This is a genomic window from Micromonospora sp. NPDC050784 (genome assembly GCF_044456765.1).
In the GTDB taxonomy this organism is placed as follows: domain Bacteria; phylum Actinomycetota; class Actinomycetes; order Mycobacteriales; family Micromonosporaceae; genus Micromonospora; species Micromonospora foliorum.
In genome coordinates this window covers 304828-324445 of the sequence record NZ_JBITGG010000005.1, presented here as the reverse complement: position 1 = coordinate 324445, position 19618 = coordinate 304828, and the positions used below count along the sequence as shown (strand labels likewise).

At 71.9% G+C, this 19618-nt stretch carries 13 protein-coding genes; 6 read left to right on the top strand and 7 right to left on the bottom strand.

What is annotated here, in order from left to right; genetic code table 11:
- Window positions 1-15: 15 nt before the first annotated feature.
- Both ACIBD9_RS09695 and ACIBD9_RS09690 read left to right on the top strand, forming a co-directional pair.
- Window positions 16-663, top strand: a complete 648-nt coding sequence (locus ACIBD9_RS09695; protein WP_396716125.1) for a DUF4245 domain-containing protein — start codon at window positions 16-18, stop codon at window positions 661-663.
- A gap of 206 nt (window positions 664-869) precedes the next feature.
- Window positions 870-1715, top strand: a complete 846-nt coding sequence (locus ACIBD9_RS09690) for a hypothetical protein (RefSeq protein ID WP_396716123.1) — start codon at window positions 870-872, stop codon at window positions 1713-1715.
- 124 nt (window positions 1716-1839) lie between these two features.
- Here ACIBD9_RS09690 and ACIBD9_RS09685 read toward each other — a convergent pair whose 3' ends face one another.
- Both ACIBD9_RS09685 and xseA read right to left on the bottom strand, forming a co-directional pair.
- A complete protein-coding gene (locus ACIBD9_RS09685; RefSeq protein WP_030328827.1) occupies window positions 1840-2061 on the bottom strand; it encodes an exodeoxyribonuclease VII small subunit in 222 nt (73 codons plus the stop codon).
- A gap of 45 nt (window positions 2062-2106) precedes the next feature.
- Window positions 2107-3354: an exodeoxyribonuclease VII large subunit gene (gene xseA, locus ACIBD9_RS09680; protein WP_396716203.1), complete on the bottom strand. Its 1248-nt coding sequence runs from the start codon at window positions 3352-3354 to the stop codon at window positions 2107-2109.
- 187 nt (window positions 3355-3541) lie between these two features.
- On the opposite strand from xseA, the gene ACIBD9_RS09675 reads away from it, so the two are divergent.
- The gene (locus ACIBD9_RS09675; RefSeq protein WP_238661615.1) at window positions 3542-4528 is read left to right on the top strand and encodes a 4-hydroxy-3-methylbut-2-enyl diphosphate reductase; all 987 of its coding nucleotides are present in this window, start codon (window positions 3542-3544) and stop codon (window positions 4526-4528) included.
- Window positions 4529-4568: 40 nt separating this feature from the next.
- Window positions 4569-5003 carry a hypothetical protein gene (locus tag ACIBD9_RS09670; RefSeq protein ID WP_396716120.1) on the top strand — a complete coding sequence of 145 codons (435 nt, stop codon included), beginning with the start codon at window positions 4569-4571 and terminating at the stop codon, window positions 5001-5003.
- A gap of 71 nt (window positions 5004-5074) precedes the next feature.
- On the opposite strand, the gene ACIBD9_RS09665 is transcribed toward ACIBD9_RS09670, so the two are convergent.
- Window positions 5075-8371 carry a S8 family serine peptidase gene (locus ACIBD9_RS09665; protein WP_396716118.1) on the bottom strand — a complete coding sequence of 1099 codons (3297 nt, stop codon included), beginning with the start codon at window positions 8369-8371 and terminating at the stop codon, window positions 5075-5077.
- Window positions 8372-8508: 137 nt separating this feature from the next.
- Window positions 8509-9684 carry a DNA recombination protein RmuC gene (locus tag ACIBD9_RS09660; protein WP_396716116.1) on the bottom strand — a complete coding sequence of 392 codons (1176 nt, stop codon included), beginning with the start codon at window positions 9682-9684 and terminating at the stop codon, window positions 8509-8511.
- A gap of 54 nt (window positions 9685-9738) precedes the next feature.
- Between ACIBD9_RS09660 and ACIBD9_RS09655 the strand changes: the two genes are divergently transcribed.
- A complete protein-coding gene (locus tag ACIBD9_RS09655) occupies window positions 9739-10599 on the top strand; it encodes a hypothetical protein (protein ID WP_396716114.1) in 861 nt (286 codons plus the stop codon).
- Between the two features lie 69 nt (window positions 10600-10668).
- Here ACIBD9_RS09655 and ppc read toward each other — a convergent pair whose 3' ends face one another.
- The 3 genes from ppc to ACIBD9_RS09640 form a co-directional block, all read right to left on the bottom strand.
- Window positions 10669-13455, bottom strand: a complete 2787-nt coding sequence (gene ppc / locus ACIBD9_RS09650) for a phosphoenolpyruvate carboxylase (protein WP_396716112.1) — start codon at window positions 13453-13455, stop codon at window positions 10669-10671.
- 129 nt (window positions 13456-13584) lie between these two features.
- Window positions 13585-14637 (bottom strand): hypothetical protein, encoded by a 1053-nt coding sequence (locus ACIBD9_RS09645; RefSeq protein ID WP_396716110.1) that lies wholly within the window; start codon window positions 14635-14637, stop codon window positions 13585-13587.
- 88 nt (window positions 14638-14725) lie between these two features.
- Complete coding sequence (locus ACIBD9_RS09640; protein WP_396716108.1) at window positions 14726-15640, bottom strand: cyclase family protein; 915 nt, start codon at window positions 15638-15640, stop codon at window positions 14726-14728.
- A gap of 314 nt (window positions 15641-15954) precedes the next feature.
- On the opposite strand from ACIBD9_RS09640, the gene mfd reads away from it, so the two are divergent.
- Window positions 15955-19587, top strand: a complete 3633-nt coding sequence (gene mfd / locus ACIBD9_RS09635) for a transcription-repair coupling factor (protein ID WP_396716106.1) — start codon at window positions 15955-15957, stop codon at window positions 19585-19587.
- Window positions 19588-19618 lie beyond the last annotated feature (31 nt).

The following is a 19618-nucleotide window of genomic DNA, read 5'->3' as shown; positions in this document are numbered from 1 at the left end:
TGCGAAGATAACGGGGTGGAACCCGCACAGCCAGCCGACCGCGTACCCGCCGACCGCACGCCGCCCGACGGCCAGCCGCCGGCCGACGTCCCCGCCGGTCGCGGCGGTGAGCCCGCCGCGACCGATCCGACCCCACCGCCGCCTTCGGTGTCCGGCAAGTCCGAGCGGTCGCCGAAGGACATGGCGATCTCGCTGCTGGTGCTGCTCGTCCCGATCGCGCTGCTGCTGGCGTTCTACCGGGGATTCCTCGGTGGCGACCAGGCCACCACCGTCGATCCGGCGCCCGCCATCGAGCAGGCCCGTTCGGCGAACGTCTTCCCGGTGAGCCAGCCGCAAGGGCTCAGCGGCGACTGGAAGGCGGTCAGCGCCCGCTACCAGACCGTCGAGGGCGGTGCGAACCTGCGACTCGGCTACCTCACGCCGGAGGGGCGGGGCGTCCAACTGCTGCAGAGCAACGTCCCGGCGGACCGTCTGCTCCCCGCCGAGCTGACCAGTCAGGGCCAGCCGCAGGGCCCCACCGAGCTGGCCGGGCGCACCTGGCAGCTCTACACGGCCCGGGGAAACCAGCAGGCGCTGGTCCTGCTGGAGCCGACCCGCACGGTGATCGTCGTCGGCGACGCCCGGGACAACGAACTGCGCGAACTGGCCGGCTCGCTGCGCTGACCAGACCCGGTGGTCGGTGTCCCGCCGGCACCAAATCTGGGCAACCAGGCCGAAGGGTGATTGTCCGACGGGTCGACAGGGAACAAGGAGGGAGTGATCCGGGCGCGCTGCTCGGCCCGGATCGCGCGACGCAGCCGACGGTGCTGCTGCGTCGCCCGGTTTCCGGCGCCGCCCAGGTCGTCGGGTGACCCCCTTGGGAGACACGTATGACTGTTCGACGACTCGGCGCCGGCCTGGTAGCCGCCGCTCTGATCACGCCCGCACTGGCCGCCTGCGCCAGCGGAACCGGCACCGCCGGATCGACGCCGTCCCCGACGGTGAGTGCGTCCGGCACGGCGAGCCCGTCCGGTGCCCCGGTGGCGGGTGACGCCAAGCAGGCCCTGCTCGACTCCACCAAGGAGATCAGCAACGGGAACTTCCGGTTCACCCTGGCCGGCGCCGGCTCGACGGCAGAGGGGCTGGTGCACCAGCCGAGCCAGAGCGCGGCGATGAAGATCTCGATCGGTGGCCCCTCGGCCGACCTGGCGATGAAGCTCGACGTGATCCACTTCAAGCCGGACAGCTGGGTCAAGCTGGAGCTGTCCGGCCCCACCGCCGACAGCCTGCCCGCCATCAAGCAGCTCAACCTCGGCAAGTACCAGCACCTGGACCAGAACCGGATCAAGGGCAACCGCAACCTCGGCTTCGACTTCGAGAAGGTCGACCCGGCCGGCAGCGCGGTGCTCACCCAGGGCATCACCGAGGTCCGCAGCACCGGCACCGGCGCGTACGCCGGCACCATCGACGTCACCAAGGCCGCCGAGGCGGGCTCGTTGAACGCCGCCACGATCGCCGCGCTGGGCACCCAGGCGAAGACCGTCCCGTTCACCGCGAAGGTGGACCCGCAGGGCCGGCTCAGCGAGCTGGTGCTGCAGTTGCCGGCCGCCGGGCAGACCGCCGCCCAGGAGATCAAGATGACGTACTCCGACTACGGTGCCGCCACCGCCGCGCAGAAGCCGCCGGCGGCCCAGGTCGTCGAGGCGCCGGCCGAGCTGTACAGCCTGTTCAACTGACGTACCCGGGTGGGGCGGCTCCGGCCGCCCCACCCGGCGGTTCCAGTCGCCGCGGCTACGGTTCCAGTCGCCGCGGCTACGGTTCGAGTCGCCGCGGCTACGGTTCGAGTCGCCGCGGCTGCGGTCAGGAAGCCGGCTCCTGCCGGGCGGCGTCGATCCGCGCCCGCGCACCATCCAGCCAGCGTTGACAGATCACCGCCAGCGCCTCGCCGCGCTCCCAGAGGGCCAGCGACTCCTCCAGGGACGTGCCGCCGGCCTCCAGCCGCTCCACCACCGAGGCCAGCTCGGCGCGGGCCTGCTCGTAACTGAGCCGCTCGTCCGGCCCGGCCTTCGTGTCGTCAGTCATCGCGTTCATCTCAGCACACCGCTCCCCGCCGCGCCGCGTCGCCACTCAGCCATCGACCGTGGCGGCCAGCTCGCCGTCGGCCAGTCGTACCCGCAGCGGGTCGCCCTTGCCAACCTGCGCCGCCGCGCGGACCACCTGGCCGTCCGCGCGCTGCACGATCGCGTACCCCCGGTCGAGGGTGGCGGCGGGGGAGAGGGCGCGCAGCCGCGCGAGCGTGTGCCGCAGGTCATCCTCGGCGGCGGCGAGCCGATGCTCCAGGCAGCGGCCGGCCCGCTGACGCAACGCGGTCAGCTCGGTCGCCCGGTGCTCCACCATCACCTGGGGCCGGGCCAGCACCGGCCGGGAACGCAGCCCGTCGAGCCGGTGCGATTCCCGGTCGACGAGGTTGCGCACCGCCCGTTCGAGGCGGTGTCGCGCCTGACCGATGAGGCGTACCTCCTCGGTGAGGTCGGGGACGACCCGTTTGGCCGCGTCGGTCGGAGTGGAGGCGCGGACGTCGGCCACGTAGTCGATCAGTGGCGCGTCCGTCTCGTGGCCGATCGCGCTGACCACCGGCGTACGACAGCCGAACACCGCGCGGCAGAGTGCCTCGTCGGAGAAGGGCAGCAGGTCCTCGATGCCGCCGCCACCCCGGGCGATGATGATCACGTCGATGCTCGGGTCGGCGTCCAGCACCTTGAGCGCGTCGACGATCTGCGGCACCGCGGACGGGCCCTGCACGGCCACGTTGACCGTCCGGAACTCCACCGCCGGCCAGCGCCGTCGGGCATTGGTCAGCACGTCCCGCTCGGCGGCCGACGCGCGGCCGGTGATGAGCCCGATCCGGCCGGGCAGGAACGGCAGTCGACGCTTGCGGGCGCGGTCGAAGAGCCCTTCGGCGGCGAGCAGCTTCTTGAGCTTCTCCAGTCGGGCCAGCAGCTCCCCGAGCCCCACCTGGCGAATCTCGTCGGCCCGCAGGCTCAGCGTGCCCCGGGCGGCGTAGAACTCCGGCTTGGCGTGCAGCACAACGCGGGCGCCCTCGCGCAGCTCCGGCGCGCCGGCGTCCAGGACGTCCCGGTTGGTGGTGACGGTCAGGCTCAGGTCGGCCGACGGGTCACGCAGGGTGAGGAAGACCGTGCTGGCCCCGGGACGGCGGCTGATCTGGGCCACCTGCCCGTCCACCCACACCCAGCCCAGCTTGGCGATCCAGGCCCCCACCTTCTGGCTGACCACCCGTACCGGCCAGGGCTCCTCAGCGCTGCTAGCCCCGCCGCTGGCCCCGCCGCCGCCCCCGCTGGCTCCGCCGCCGCCCACCCGCGCCCCGCCCCCGGTCACCCGCCCACCCTCGCTCACCCGGCCCACCCTACGGACCCTCCCGGTGATCAAGAGGTTTGCGTCAGCGCTGGGCGCGTTTCTGACGCAAACCTCTTGATCACCGGGGTCCTCGGGGTGGGGGTCGCGGCCCGGTGGCGGGCGGTGGGGTGGCACGTACGATGGGGTGGTGACTGAGGCTCAGGCGACTCACCGGACCGGCAAGCGCGTGCTCCTGGCCAAGCCCCGCGGCTACTGCGCGGGTGTCGACCGCGCGGTGCAGACCGTGGAGGAGGCGCTGAAGCTCTACGGCGCCCCGATCTACGTGCGCAAGCAGATCGTGCACAACAAGCACGTGGTGCAGACCCTCGAGGCCCAGGGCGCGATCTTCGTGGAGGAGAACGAGGAGGTGCCGGAGGGCGCCACCGTCATCTTCTCCGCGCACGGCGTGGCGCCGGAGGTCTACGAGCAGGCCAAGGCGCGTTCGCTGAAGGCGATCGACGCGACCTGTCCGCTGGTCACCAAGGTGCACCACGAGGCGCGGCGTTTCGCGGCCGAGGACTACGACATCCTGCTCATCGGTCACGAGGGGCACGAAGAGGTCATCGGCACCGCCGGTGAGGCCCCCGCGCACATCCAACTGGTGGACGGCCCGGACGGCGCCGACAAGATCACCGTACGTGATCCGGAGAAGGTGGTCTGGCTCTCCCAGACCACGCTCTCGGTCGACGAGACGCTGGAGACGGTGGCCCGGCTCAAGCAGCGGCTGCCGCTGTTGCAGTCCCCGCCCAGTGACGACATCTGCTACGCCACCTCCAACCGCCAGCACGTGGTCAAGGAGATCGCCGCCGACTGTGACGTGGTGATCGTGGTCGGCTCGACGAACTCCTCCAACTCGGTCCGCCTGGTCGAGGTCGCCCTGGACGCCGGTGCCCGCGCCGGTCACCTCGTCGACTTCGCGCACGAGATCGACGACGCCTGGCTGGAGGGGGCCACCACGGTCGGCCTGACCTCGGGCGCGAGCGTCCCGGACGACCTGGTCCAGGAGGTGCTGGTCCACCTCGCCGCGCGCGGCTTCGCCGACGTCGAGGAGATCACCACCGCCAACGAGCGGCTCACGTTCTCGCTTCCGCAGGAGCTGAAGCGGGACATGAAGGCCGCCGCGGCGCGCGGTTGAGCACGGGAACGAACTCGGGTCGGCGTACGTCAGATCCGGCATGAGGACTCTTCGGCTCGCCGTCCCCGCGCTGGCCGTCTGCGTGGCGCTGAGCGCCTGCGGCGGTCAGGGTGGCGGGGGCGGCACACCCACCCCGACACCCACGGGAGCGCAGCCGGTGACCAGCCAGCCCACGCCCGACCCGACCCCTTCGCCAGGGACCGCCACCCCCACCGTGCCGCCCGGGGTGAAGACTCCGAAACCGGGTGGCCCGAGCACGCCGCCGGGAGTCGGGGCCACCACCCTCAGCGGCACCGTGCAGGGTGGGGTGGAGCCCGGCTGCGTACTGCTCGACGGTTACCTGCTGCTCGGCGGCCCGCGTGACGTGCTGACGCCGGGCGCGCGGGTCGAGGTCACCGGTCGGGTGGAGCCCGGCATGATGACCACCTGCCAGCAGGGCACCCCGTTCGTCGTGACGGCCGCCCACCGGTCCTGACCGCTCGCTCCTGACACGCGGGAGCCCGCCCCCGAACGTGGGGACGGGCTCCCGCCGGTGTTACGAGCGGATCAGTTCACAGCCCCGATGGACACGTTGCCGCGACCCACGATCGCACCCTCGGTGGTGACGATCGCCAGCTCACCGGAGAGCTGACGCCCGTCGGCCGGAACGGCCACCGCGGTCACCGTGCCGGTGATGGTGGCCGACTCGCCGTGCATCAGCGGCACCGCGACGGCCGGAGCGGTGATCGTGCCCAGCGACGCAGACGCGAAGGCGTCGTAGTAGTCGTAGGCGGTGCTGGTCCCCGGCCCGTCGACCCCGTACGGCTCCACCACGACGCGGTAGGTGCCGGCGGGCGGGTTGGTCAGCGTGACCGCCTCCTCCGAGTCGCCGTCGGCGGCCCGGCCGACCTCGGTGGTACCCCGGTAGACGAACAGGTCCAGGTCGGCGCCCGCGTTGGCGGGGTTGCCGATCCGGGCGGTGAACGTCGACGTGCCCGCCGGGATCTCGACGGTCCACTCCTGGTTGGGGCCGCCCTCGGTGATGGTCGGACGCTCGGTCCGCACACCGGTCAGTGCGCCACTGCGACCGCTGACCGAGACCGGGCCGAAGGTGTTGGTGACGTCCCAGCTCACCGGGGTCGGCTCGCCGGCCTTGACACTGGGCAGCTCGACCAGCGCCGGCTCGACCGTCAGGCCCTGCACCCGTGCCTGGAGCTTGAACGGGTTGTTCAGCGCCGGCGACGTCCGCCGCGACTCCACCTCGATCTCCCAGACCCCGGGAAGCGGGTTCTGGTAGTCACGCTCCTGCGGCTTGCAGACGTTGACGTCGGAGAAGTTGGTGTAGCAGACGGTGCTCGTGGTGGCCTCCACCGGCACACCCAGCGGGTTGATCGCGATGAAGCGGGTCTGCGAGCCGGTGGCGATCCCGGAGAGGTTGACCTGGAGCGCCTTGGCGCCCTCCGGCACCGTCACGAAGTACGACGTGAAGCCGTTCCGGTCGACCGAGCCCTCGTTGGCGTACGAGAAGGTGGGCTTGTTCACGTCGTTCGAGGCCACCACCACCGTGGACACCTCGAAGTCGACCACGTTGGTCGCCGGATCATCGATCCGCACGATCGCGCCGTGTGCGCCCTCGGTGGCCGGCTTGGCGGTGACGCTGATGGTGACGGTCTTGTTGAGCGGCAACGCGACGGTCTTCGGTGCCTTGAAGGTGCCGTCGTTGCCCTGGAGCGTGACGTCGTGCTTGACGGTGCCGGCCGGCCCGCTGGTGCGGGTCAGCTTGACCGGGTAGGTCTTGCTCTGGCCGACCTTGTGGCCGCCCTCGGACGAGGTGCAGCGGTTGTAGACGCCGGTGCCCCGACCCGGGTTCGGCACGAACTTCACGCCGTTCCAGATGGTCAGCTGGTCCGCCAGGGGGCTGCAGACCGGCGCGTCGGAGACGTACGACCGGGTTTCCACGCCCTGGCGCAGCAGCTGCCAGGCGCCCGGAACGTTGACCATGCCGTAGCCCTGCGCGTACGTCGGCACGTCCGCGATCGGCTTGGCCGAGCTGAACAGCGCCCGCCGCAGTGCCGCGGGGCTGACGCCCCGGTCGGTGGCCTTGGCGGCCGACAGCAGCAACGCGCCGGCACCGGCGGTCTGCGGAGATGCCATCGAGGTGCCGTTCAGCATCGCGTAGCCCGGGGGCAGCGCGTATCCGGCCTCGGGGACCGGGGCGCCGAGCTGCCAGGTCGGTGCGGTGGAGATGGCCGAGCCGGGGGCGGCGATGTTGGGCTTGAAGCCGCCGTCCTCACGCGGGCCACGGGAGGAGAAGTTGAACAGGGCGTTCTTCTTCTTGACGACCGAGCCGTAGTTGGACAGCCAGGTGTCCTTGCTGATGTTGGCGGCAACGCTGATCACGTTGCTGGCCACGGACGGGTCGCCGACGGTGTTGAGACCCGGGCCGGAGTTGCCGGCCGAGATGACCAACTGCACGCCGTACGTCTCGATCAGTTCGTTGTAGAGGTTCGTCCGCGCGTTGTTGCCGTCGTTCAGGCCCGGAAGGCCACCGATCGACATGTTGACGATGTCGACGCCACGGTTGGCCACCAGGTCGATCATGCCGGTGGTGAGGGCCGCCGCGGTGCAGCCACCACCCCAGGAGCAGGCGCGGGCGGAGACCAACTTGGCACCGGGCGCGGCACCGTCGAAGGCGCCGTTGCCGAGCATGTCGTTGGCGGCGGTGATGCCGGCCACGTGGGTGCCGTGGGTGCTCTCGACGATGCCGATGTTGACGTAGTCGTAGCTGCCCGGCAGCCCGATCGGCGTGGTGTCCACGTTCTTGCGGAACTCGACGACGAACGGCTGCCGCTCGGCCACCGGCGTCGCCGGGTTGTCGGTGCCGAAGTAACCGATGTCGTACTTCTCCTTGTACGGCCGCATGATCGGGTCGTCGGTGAAGTTGAGGTTCTGGTTGGCGTCCACCCGGATGTTGTTGGTGGCCGGGTCGTAGAGCACCCCCCAGGCGTCGGTCGTGTCGCCGTCGCGGTTGACGTCACCACGGGCGTCGCTCGCGGCGGTGACCGACTCGTTGAACAGGTTGAACCGGTACGTGCCGGCCGGCGCCGTCCAGGTGCCGCCCGCGATGGTGAACGACGGGCCGGCGACCTCGGCCTGCATCCGCCGCCACGTGCCGTCCTCCAGCGGGTCGGTCGCGGTGACCCAGTCGACGATCTTGCGCTCGCCGGTGGTGGTCTGCTGCAACGCCGGGTGGGCCAGGTCCACACCGGAGTCCATGATGCCGATCGTGACGCCCCGGCCGTCCCACTCGGGGTGGGCGGCGGTGAACGCCACCGCGCCGGTCTCGTTCGTCGGCATGTAGGGGTTGTCGGCCGGGGTGGTCTCTCCCGGCGCCGCGACGGTGGCCTGTCGCGCGCCAGCGGTGCCGGTGGGAGTGCGTTCCGGGGCCGGGTCCGGCAGTTGGATGACCTCGTCCAGGTCGACGGCCGAGACGCCGGGCAGCCGCGCCGCCTTGAGCACCCGGTCGGTCGGGACCTTGGCCAGCACGAAGCCGACCCGGTCCTGCCGCTGGCTGACCGTGCCGCCGAGCTTGGTGAGGCTGTCGGCGACGTCCCCCGCCTCACCCTTCTCGGTGGCGACGATCAGGGTGACGGTCGGGGCCTTCTTGGCGCGGGCTTCGCTGAGCAGTTTGGCGTCGTGGGCGCCCAGCGTCTCGGCGGCGGTGGCCGGGGAAGCGTCCGGTGTGGTGGCGGGAGCGGCGGCCGCGGTGGCGGCACCACCCATTGTCGTCATGGCGCTCGCCGCCAGGACCGACGCGAAGAGCGCGGCTGAGGTGCGCCGGCTCAGGTTTTGGAGTCTGCTCACGTTCTCTTTTCCTCCAGAGAACAGGGGCCCTCAGAGAAGGGCACTCGGGTGAGCAGAATCTTTCGTGGTATCGACGAGCACTGTCACTACCGATCAGTCCCTTGTGACCACTTCGTGACATGCGGGTATACGCACTGTCACATGATTGGCGAGCGGGTCGGGACCTCGTCGTCGGCCGGATCGGCCAGCTCGGGTGCCTGCGGCTGCCGGGGCGTCAACTCGACCTGGGCCGGCGTGGCCAACTCGTCGTCCGAGACGCCCAACTCGGCGAGCTTGCGGGCGCTGACCAGCACCCGGGCCTCCAGCGAGCCGACCGCCCGGTTGTAGGCGGTCACCGCACCGGCCAACGAGGACCCGAGCTTGCCGACGTGGTCGCCCAGGGTGGACAGCCGGCCGTACAGCTCCCGGGCGAGGGTGTGCACCGCGAGCGCATTGCGGGCCAGGGCCTCCTGCCGCCAGGAGTAGGCGACCGTGCGGAGCAGGGCGACAAGCGTGGCCGGCGTGGCGAGCACCACGTTGCGGGTGAAGGCGTGCTCCAGCAGCGTCGGGTCTCGCTGGAGGGCGACGTCGAGGAACGGGTCGGCGGGAACGAACAGCACCACGAACTCGGGTGAGTTGTCGAACGCCGACCAGTACGACTTGGCGGCCAGGGCGTCGACGTGCCCCCGTAGGTGCCGCGCGTGCGCGTCGAGGTGGGTGTCCCGCCCGCGCTCGTCGCGGGCCTCCATGGCGGTCAGGTACGCGTCGAACGGGGCCTTGGCGTCGACCACCACCGAGCGACCGCCGTGCAGTCGGACCACCAGATCCGGCCGGACGACCTGCTGGTCGGTGGCGGCGGTGACCTGCTCGGAGAAGTCGCAGTGCTCCAGCATGCCGGCGGCCTCGACGATCCGGCGCAACTGGTGCTCGCCCCAGCGGCCCCGCACCTGCGGTGCGCGCAGCGCCGCCACCAACTGCTTGGTCTCGGTGCGCAGCTCACCGGAGACCGCGTTCATCGAGCGGACCTGCTCACGCAGCTCGGCGTACGCGTCGACGCGGTCGTGCTCCAGCTCGGCCACCCGCTGCTCGTAGCGGCGCAGGGTGTCGTGCAGCGGCGCGACCGCCCGGGCCACCGCCTCCTGGGACTGCGCGGTGGCCTCGTAGCTCAGAGCCCGCATGGACTGCTCCAGCCGGCCCTCGCCCTCCCGGGTGGCGGCCAGGGTGGCATCCAGGCGGGCGATGTCGGCCGCCGACCGGGACCGGGCCGCGAGCCAGCCCACCGCCCCGCCGGCACCGAGGCACACGATCACCAGGAGCAGCGTCGAGACGTCCATCACCGGAGCTTGCCAGACGGATACGACGTGCGACCCGGGGGTACGTTCGATGACATGGAACTTGTGCTCTGCCTCGCCGTTGTGCTGGTCGGCGCGCTGGGCGCCGCGGCGCTCATCCGCGCTCAGGCCGGTGCCCGTCGGCGCACCGAGCTCGGCGACGCCCGCGCGGAGGCGCAGCGGTGGTACGAGCGTCTCGGCGGCCAGTTGATGAACCTGCACGGTGACGAACCAGCGGTACGCCAGGCGCTGGCCGACGCCGGTGAGCGGTACAACGCGGCGGGCTCCCAGCTGGAGCAGGCGTCCACGCCGCACCAGTTCGGGCTCGCCCGGGAGACCGCGCTGGAGGGGTTGGCGTACATCCGGGCGGCGCGCACGGCGCTGGGCATCGATCCGGGCCCCGAGGTGCCGACCCTGGCCGCCGCCCGCGGCGTGGGACAGCTCACCAAGGAGCGCGAGGTCGATGTGCAGGGGCAGACCTTCCGGGCCGGGCCGCAACCCGGCCGGGAAACGCCCTACTACTACCCCGGTGGGCGGTATCAGGGTCGACCGGTGCCCGCCGGCTGGTATTCGACGCCGTGGTGGAAGACGGCGCTGGGTGCCGGGGCCGGTGTGCTCGGCGGCATCCTGATCGCCGACGCGCTCTTCTCGCCCGCCTTCGCCGACCCTGGGTACGGCTACGACGCCGGCTACCAGGAGGGCTTCGGTGACGGTGTCGACCAGGGCGGCGACGGTGGCGACCAAGGCGACCAAGGCGACCAAGGCGGCGACGGTGGCGACTTCGGCGGCGGCGACCAGGGTGGGGACTTCGGCGGCGGCGACTACGCCGGTGGGGACTTCGGCGGCGGCGACTTCGGGGGTGGCGGCTTCGGCGGTGGTGACTTCGGGGGCGGGGATTTCGGCGGCGGCGACTTCTGACCGTCGTTCGCAGACCTACGACAACGGGCCCCGGTCGCAGTGACCGGGGCCCGTTGTCGTACCTGTTGGTCAGCCGGTGTTGCGCATCCCGGCGGCGATGCCGTTCACCGTGGTGAGCAGCGCGCGTTCCAGGGCGGTGCCGTCGCTCGGTGCGCGTCGGCCGCCCGGGGCGGTGGCGATCGCCCGCCCGGCGGCGCCCGACTCCCGGTACTGCCGCAGCAGCGCCACCTGGAGGTGGTGCAGCGGCTCCAGGTAGGTGTCGCGGACGGCCAGGGTGCGCTGGAGCACCGGCGAGTTCTCCAGCAGCGCCGGTGAGGCGGTGACCGCCAACACCTCCCGCTTGGTCAGCTCGTACTCCTGCTCGATCTGCTCGAAGATCGGGTGCAGCTTCTTCGGCACCAGCGTCTCGACGTACCGGCGGGCGATGCTCAGGTCGGTCTTGGTCAGCATCATCTCGACGTTGGACAGGAACGTGCGGAAGAAGTGCCAGTTGCGGTGCATCTCGGCCAGCACGTCCGCCAGCCCGGCCTCGCGGGCGGCGGCCAACCCGGAGCCGACGCCGAACCAACCCGGCACGATCTGCCGGGTCTGCGTCCAGCCGAACACCCACGGAATGGCCCGCAGCCCGGACAACCCGGCGCCGGTGTTCGGGCGCTTCGCCGGCCGGGAGCCGATGTTCAGCGCGCCGAGCAGCTCGGTGGGGGTGGACGCCCAGAAGTACGCCGGCAGGTCCGGGTCCTCGACGAGGGACCGGTAGGACCGGAACGCCGACTCGGAGACCACGTCCATCGTCGCGTCCCAGCGCTCCAACATCTCGGCCGGCTGCCGGGGTGCGGTGTGCAGCAGGGTCGCCTGGAGCACCGCGGCGAGGGTGAGCTCGAGGTTCTCCCGGGCCAGCGACGGCAGGGTGTACTTGTCGGAGATCACCTCACCCTGCTCGGTCACCTTGATCGCGCCGTCCATCGTGCCGTACGGCTGGGCCAGGATCGCCTCGTGCGTCGGCCCGCCGCCGCGCCCGACAGTGCCGCCCCGGCCGTGGAACAACCGCAGGTGTACGCCGTGCCGGGCGGCCACGTCCCGCAGCGCGCGTTGCGCCCGGTGGATCGACCACTGGCTGGTGGTGATCCCGGCCTCCTTGTTCGAGTCGGAGTAGCCGAGCATGACCTCCTGCACGTCGCCCCGGGCCGTCACCAGCGCCCGGTACGCGGGCAGCGACAGCAGCTCGTCGAGGAGTTCGCCGCCGGCGTTCAGCTCGGCCGGGGTCTCCAGCAGCGGCACGAACCCGACCCGGGCCCGCCCGCTGTGCACGTCCACCAGGCCGGCCTCGCGGGCCAGCACCACGGCGGCCAGCACGTCGTCGACACCCAGGGTCATCGAGATGATGTAGGACTCGATCACCTCGGCGCCGAACCGGTCCTGTGCCTCCCGGATGGTGCTGAACACGTCGAACGTCTTGCGGGCCGGCTCGGAGAGCGACGTGTCCAGGGTCGACAGGGGGCGTCGGCCGGTCAGCTCGTCGGCGAGCAGCTTGGTGCGTTCCAGCCGGGTCAACGCCGGGTAGTCGGAGACCTCGCCGACCGCCTCGTAGAGCTGCGCGAGCACCGCGTGGTGCGCCTCGGCGTGCTCCCGGACGTCCATGGTGGCCAGGTGCAGGCCGAACGCGGAGACCGTACGGATGGTGGAGGCCAACCGGCCGACCGCGGTGAGCTGCCCGGAGTTGCGGGCCAGCGAGGCGCGCAGCAGGTCCAGGTCGGCGATCAGCTCGGCGGAGCCCCGGTAGTCCCGGCCGGGCACGTGCGCGGTGCCCTGGCGCAACCTCAGCCGGGTGTTGGCGAGCTTCGCCTTCACGCAGCGCGCCTTGAGCCGGTACGGCTCCTCCGCGTTGACCCGGCGGAAGCGCTGCGCCACCTCGGGCAGCGCGTCCAGGTCGGCGGCGAGGCTGGCGGAGAGGTCCAGGGACACCCCGCGCAGTCGGCGGGACACCGACACCTCGTTGATCAGGTGGTCCATCGCCTTCTCGGTGGCCGCGATGCCGTGCTCGTGCTGGATGGTCAGCACCTCGCGGGTGACCGCCGGGGTGACGAACGGGTTGCCGTCGCGGTCGCCGCCGATCCAGGTGCCGAAGCTCAACGGCCGGGCCGTCGGTGAGGTCTCCACGCCGAGCGTGCGCAACGTGTCGGCCAGGTCGTCGAGCACCTGCGGGGCGGCCTCGGCGTACAGGTCGCGCAGGTAGTAGATCGCGTTGCGGGCCTCGTCGGTCGGGTCCGGCCGGTCCAGCCGCAGCTCGTCGGTCTGCCACATCAGGTCCAGCAACTCGGCCAGCCGGCGGTTGGCCGGGCCCTCGTCGCTCGCGCCGTAGAGGATCGCGTTGGCGGTCTCGGTGTCCAACTCGTCGGCGATCGCCCGCAGCTTGGACAGGATCGAGCGACGGGCCGCCTCGGTCGGGTGCGCGGTGAAGACCGGTCGTACCGCCAGCCGGCGAGCCGCGTTGGCGATCTCCTCGGCCGGGACCCCGCGTTCGGCGATCATCTTGGCGGCCTGGTCCAGCCAGCCGCCCTGCACCGCGCGGCGGCGACGCAGATCCCGCGCCCGGTGCACCTGCTCGGTGATGTTGGCCAGGTGGAAGTAGGTGGAGAAGGCGCGGGCCAGCTTGGTGCCGGTGGTCACGTCGAGCCCGCCGAGCCGCTGGGCGGCCGCCGGGGCGTCGGAGCGGACCTGGGCGCGGATCTCCTCGACGAGGTCGAGCAGCGGGCGGCCCTCCTGGCGGGCCAGGGTCTGGCCGAGCAGGGTGCCGAGTCGGCGAATGTCGGCGCGCAGTGCGGCGTCCGGGCCGTCGTGGTCGTGCTGGTCGGTCACGATGCGCTCCCTTACGTGGGTACGAAGGACAGCGCTGTCCGACTTACTGGATGGTATCCGCGCGCCGGGGATGTCTGGAGGGCCCCCTGGTGATCCACTGCCTCCGGGAGGGTGTTTTCCGGGGTGATCTCAACCACCGTCGCGGTCCGGCGCGGGGTCGGAGCGGGTCGTCCCGGGGCCGGAGGTGGCGGCCCGGCGACCGCGGACCAGGCTCGCGCTGACCAACCCGAGCCCTCCGAGCCCCGCCCAGATCCCGAGGGCGGCAGCGGGCCAGCCGGCCGATCGCCAGTCGAAGTACACGGCCGCCTTGGTCAGGTCGTTGGCGAGCCCGGGAATGTTCCAGCGGTGCATGCCGCGCAGCACCCCGGGCAGGAACTCGGGCGCGTAGATGCCGCCGGAACCCGGGTTGCCGAGCACCACCAGCAGCAGGATGACCAGCGCGGTGCCCGCGACGCCGAGCCAGCCCTGGATGGCGCTGGCGAACATCGCGGCGGCGAAGACGGCAAGCGCGCCGATGGCGGCGATCCTCGGTACGTCGTGGTGCCAGATGTCCAGGACCGGTCCGACCACCACCGCGCCGGCGATGCCGAGCAGCACGCTGTAGACCGCCAGGGCGGCGATGCGCAGTCCGGCCCGGCGCGCCGTACGGGGGGTGGTGCCGGCCGATATCCCGAGCACGGTCGAGGCGAGGTAGCCGCCGAGCACGTACCCGACGTTCAGGTAGAAGGGCACCACCCCGCGCGGGTCGGCCGAGGTGACCGGCACCCTGTCGACGATCCGCAGCGGGGTGCCGGTGCGGCCGGTGGCGGTGCCGAGGACCTCCTTGATCGCGCTGGTGGCGGAGGGGCCGGAAGCGCTCGCCACGGTGAGGAGCAGGCCGTTGTCCGGTCCGGTGCTGAGCACGGCGTACACCGCGCGGCTGAGCAGTCCGTGCTCGGCGGCGCCCGGGTCGTCGTACCGGATGGTTTTGAGGATGGTGGTCTGGGCGCGCACGGCGTCGAGCGTCGCCCGGGCGCGTTGGTCGCCCGAGACGACGCCGATCGGCAGGTCGCGGGGTGTGGGCTGGTGCAACGCGCCGACGTAGGCCGCGATGAACGCCGTGGCCAGCACGAAGGTGCCGAGAAGCAGTCCGATGCTGCGCGGCGCCCAGTCGCGGGCTCTGCCGTGCGATTCTTCGTCCACGTTCGTAGCCTATGGTCCGCTTTGTGGACCGAAGGGCGGAACGAGGTGGCCGGGCGGCCGACGCGTGTCGCAGCAGTCGCGGGTGGCGTCAGGGGTTGACGACTGCGAAGGCGCGAACCGGGAAGGTGCCCATGCCGGCGACCATCGGCGGGGCCGCGGTGAACCGGAACCCGGTCGGCGGCAACGCGTCCAGACCGGTCAGGTGCTCCACGATCGGGATCCCGGCGGCGAGCAACGTGCTGTGCGCGGGGCGTACGCCGGCGGCCGCCGGGCTCATGTCGTCGATGTTGATCGAGTCGATGCCGACCAGGGCCGCCCCCGCGTCGGCAAGCGCCTGGGCGGCGTCCCCGGTCAGGTAGGGCGCCTCCGGCGCGCCGTACCGCTCGGTGCCGAAGTGCGCGTCCCACCCGGTGTGCAGCAACACCGCTCGGCCGGCGACCTCGTACGCGGCCAGCATCAGCCGGTCCACCGCGCGGGTGCCGGCCGGCACCCGGACCACCACCCCCGGTAGGTCGGCGAGACGGTCCAGCGACACCCCGGTCAGGTCGTCCCGGCCGGCCCAGCGGTGGGCGGGCGTGTCCAGGTACGTACCGGTGTTGGCGATCAGGTCGATTCGGGCCACGTGGAACTCGGTGCCCGGGGCGTACCGCTCGCGGGACGCCGCGAAGGTCAGCCAGTCGGTGATCCGGGGCCCCGGCCAACCCGGCAGGGTGGTCATCCCGTCGCTGATCACGTGGCTCAGCTCGACCAGCCGACGATCGGCGCCGGAGCCGTCGACCGCGACACCCCGGCCACCCTTGTGCGGCTCCTGGATGATCGTCTTGGCGCTGATTTGCACGTCGGCGACCATCAGCAGCCCGAGGTGGCGGACGAACAACGCCGCCAGGTCGCCGTCGGTGATCTCCCGACCCGGAATGTCCAGCCGGAAACCCTCGGTACGCAGCCCGCCGCCGTTGGCGAAGCTCACCTCCGCGTCGAACTGTGCCCGCCACTGCTCACCCATACCGAAAACCCGACCATGTCCGCCGGCGGCGGTCAAGATCCCCTGCGGGGCCGGCTGGGTTCGCTCCCAAGATCGCGCAACATCCAGGAAGTAGCGGCATCGGTGCGCCGATGAGACCACTACATCCCGGATCGAGCGCGATCTTGCCGTGGGGTGCCCGTCGGCGCGGCGCGGGGTGACGCGCCGGGGCGGCGCGGACCTGGGCGGAAGGGGGTGGCTGTCGGTCGACGGGGCTAGGCTTGTGGTCGTGCACCCCCCGTCCGACTGGACGAGGGGCCGCCGTCGTGTGCGTCGACTTCCCCGAAAGGTTTCCCTTGCTCACCGGTCTGTTCACCGCCGCACTGGCCGACCCCGGGCTGGCCCGGGCGCGTGACCTGGCGCGCTCCGGTGCCGCCCAGGTCGACGGCCTTGACATCACCGCCCCAGCGGCGCTGCGCCCGTTCGCCGTCGCGGCGGTCGCCGCGGACAACGACGGGGCCGGGCGACCCGTGCTGGCGGTGACCGCCACCACCCGGGAGGCCGATGACCTGGCCGCCGCGCTGAGTGGGTTGCTGCCGGCCGAGCAGGTCGTGGTCTTCCCCTCGTGGGAGACGCTGCCGCACGAGCGGCTGTCCCCACGCTCCGACACGGTCGGCCGCCGGCTGGCCGTGCTGCGCCGGCTGGCGCACCCGGAGGCGACCGACGCGCACGGCGGCACCGGGCCACTGCGAGTGGTCGTGGCCCCGGTCCGTTCGCTGCTCCAGCCGCAGCTCAAGGGCCTCGGTGATCTGGAGCCGGTGCAGCTCGCCGCCGGCGAGGAGGCGGACCTGGAGGAGGTCGCCCGCCGGCTGATCGACATGGCGTACGCCCGGGTCGACCTCGTCACCAAGCGCGGCGAGTTCGCGGTGCGCGGCGGCATCCTGGACGTCTTCCCGCCCACCGACGAGCACCCGTCCCGGGTCGAGTTCTGGGGCGACGAGGTGGAGGAGATCCGCACCTTCGCCGTCGCCGACCAGCGGACCATCGAGCAGGTTCCGCTGCTCTGGGCACCGCCCTGTCGGGAGCTGCTGCTCACCCCGGCGGTCCGCGACCGGGCCGCCGCGCTCGCCGAGCAGCACCCCGAGCTGGCCGAGATCCTCGACAAGCTGGCCGAGGGCATCCCGGTGGAGGGGATGGAGTCGCTGGCCCCGGTGCTGGTCGGCCCCGACTCGCTGGAGTTGCTGCTGGACGCCATGCCGGCCGGCACCCACGTGCTGCTCTGCGACCCGGAACGGATCCGCACGCGGGCGCACGACCTGGTGCGTACCTCGGAGGAGTTCTTGCAGGCCAGCTGGGCCGCCGCCGCGGTCGGCGGCCAGGCCCCGGTGGACGTCGGCGCCGCCGCCTTCCGGACCCTCGGCGAGGTACGCGCCACCGCCGGCCAGCTCGGCCAGCCGTGGTGGACGCTGTCCCCGTTCGGTCTGGTCGAGGGGGAGACCGCCGAGACGCGGCAGCCCTGGGAGGACGCGCCCGAGCAGGCCGCCGTCACGCCGGACGACGCCATCGCGGTGACCCTGTCCGCCCAGCCGGCGCCGCTCTATCACGGCGAGACCTCGCGGGTCGTCGAGGACCTCAAGCGCTGGGCCGGCGAGGGTTGGTCGATCGCGCTGGTCTTCGAGGGGCACGGCCCCGCCCAGCGGGCGGTGGAGGTGCTGCGCGACGCCGGCCTGGGGGCCCGGTTGACCGAGGAGGTGCCGACCGCGCCCGTCCCCGGCGAGCTGTTGGTCACCTGTGGCGCGCTGAGCAGCGGCTTCGTCGACGAGGCGTCCCGCTTCGTGCTGCTCACCGGCAACGACGTGACAGGTGGTCGGGGCACCTCGACACGGGACATGCGCAAGATGCCGAGCCGGCGGCGCAACACCATCGACCCGCTGGAGTTGAAGGCCGGCGACCATGTGGTGCACGAGCAGCACGGCATCGGCCGCTACGTCGAGCTGGTGCAGCGCACCGTCAACGGCGCCAGCCGGGAATACCTCGTCATCGAGTACGCGGCCAGCAAGCGGGGCCAGCCCGGCGACCGGTTGTTCGTCCCGACCGACCAGCTCGACCAGCTCTCCCGCTACGTGGGAGGCGAGCAGCCGACCCTGCACAAGATGGGCGGCTCGGACTGGCAGAAGTCCAAGGCCCGGGCCCGCAAGGCGGTCCGGGAGATCGCCGCGCAGCTCATCCAGCTCTACGCCGCCCGCAAGGCGTCCAAGGGGCACTCGTTCGGCCCGGACACCCCGTGGCAGCGCGAGCTGGAGGACGCCTTCCCCTGGCAGGAGACACCGGACCAGCTCGCCGCGATCGACGAGGTCAAGCGGGACATGGAGCAGACCGTCCCAATGGACCGGCTGATCTGTGGTGACGTCGGCTACGGCAAGACCGAGATCGCGGTCCGGGCGGCGTTCAAGGCCGTGCAGGACGGTAAGCAGGTGGCGGTGCTGGTGCCGACGACCCTGCTGGTGCAGCAGCACTACAACACGTTCGCGGAGCGGATGAGCCAGTTCCCGGTGCAGATCCGGCAGCTGTCCCGGTTCCAGACGCCGAAGGAGACCGAGCGGACGCTGGAGATGGTCGCCGACGGCACCGTCGACATCGTCATCGGTACGCACCGGCTGTTGCAGACGGCGACCCGGTTCAAGCAGCTGGGGCTGGTGATCGTCGACGAGGAGCAGCGCTTCGGTGTCGAGCACAAGGAACACCTGAAGACGCTGCGCGCGTCGGTCGACGTGCTCAGCATGTCGGCCACCCCGATCCCGCGCACCCTGGAGATGGCGATCACCGGCATCCGGGAGATGTCCACCATCGCCACCCCGCCGGAGGAGCGGCACCCGGTGCTCACCTTCGTCGGCGCGCAGGACGACCGGCAGGTGGCCGCGTCCATCCACCGTGAGCTGCTCCGTGACGGGCAGGTCTTCTACCTGCACAACCGGGTGGAGTCGATCGACCGGGCAGCGCGCCGGCTGCGGGAGCTGGTGCCCGAGGCGCGGGTCGCGGTGGCGCACGGCCAGATGGGCGAGGACGCCCTGGAGAAGGTCATGGTCGGCTTCTGGGAGAAGGAGTTCGACGTCCTGGTCTGCACCACGATCGTCGAGTCGGGCATCGACATCCCGAATGCCAACACGTTGATCGTGGAGCGGGCCGACCTGCTCGGCCTGGCCCAGCTGCACCAGATCCGGGGCCGGGTCGGCCGGGGTCGGGAGCGGGCGTACGCCTACTTCCTCTACCCGCCGGAGAAGCCGCTCACCGAGCACGCCCACGAGCGGTTGGCGACCATCGCCCAGCACACCGAGTTGGGCGCCGGCATGTACGTGGCGATGAAGGACCTGGAGATCCGGGGCGCCGGCAACCTGCTCGGTGGCGAGCAGTCCGGGCACATCGAGGGCGTCGGCTTCGACCTGTACGTGCGGATGGTCGGCGAGGCGGTCTCCGCGTTCAAGGGTGAGCGGCCGGAGGAGGAGACCGACGTCAAGATCGACCTGCCGGTCGACGCGCACCTGCCACACGACTACGTGAGCGTGGAGCGGCTGCGCCTGGAGATGTACCGCAAGCTCGCCGAGGCGCGTGACGAGGAGCGGTTGGGCGAGGTGATCGCCGAGATGACCGACCGGTACGGCGAGCCGCCGGCCCCGGTGCAGAACCTGGTGGAGGTGGCCCGGTTCCGCCTGCTGGCCCGCCGCTACGGCCTCACCGACGTGACCATGCAGGGCAAGCACGTACGGTTCGGTCCGCTGCCCCTACCGGACTCGAAGCAGATGCGGCTCAAGCGCTACCACCCGGATGCCGTCTACAAGCAGGCCACCGACCAGGTCAGCGTGCCCCGACCGACCACCCGTCGGATCGGTGGCGAGCCGCTGCGTGACCAGGCACTGCTCCAGTGGTGCGCGCAACTGCTCTCCGATGTGCTCGGTGCCCCCGCCCCACTCGCCGTCGCCGCGAGCGCCTGAGCCGGCGGTCTGCTCTCGACCAGGGACGGTC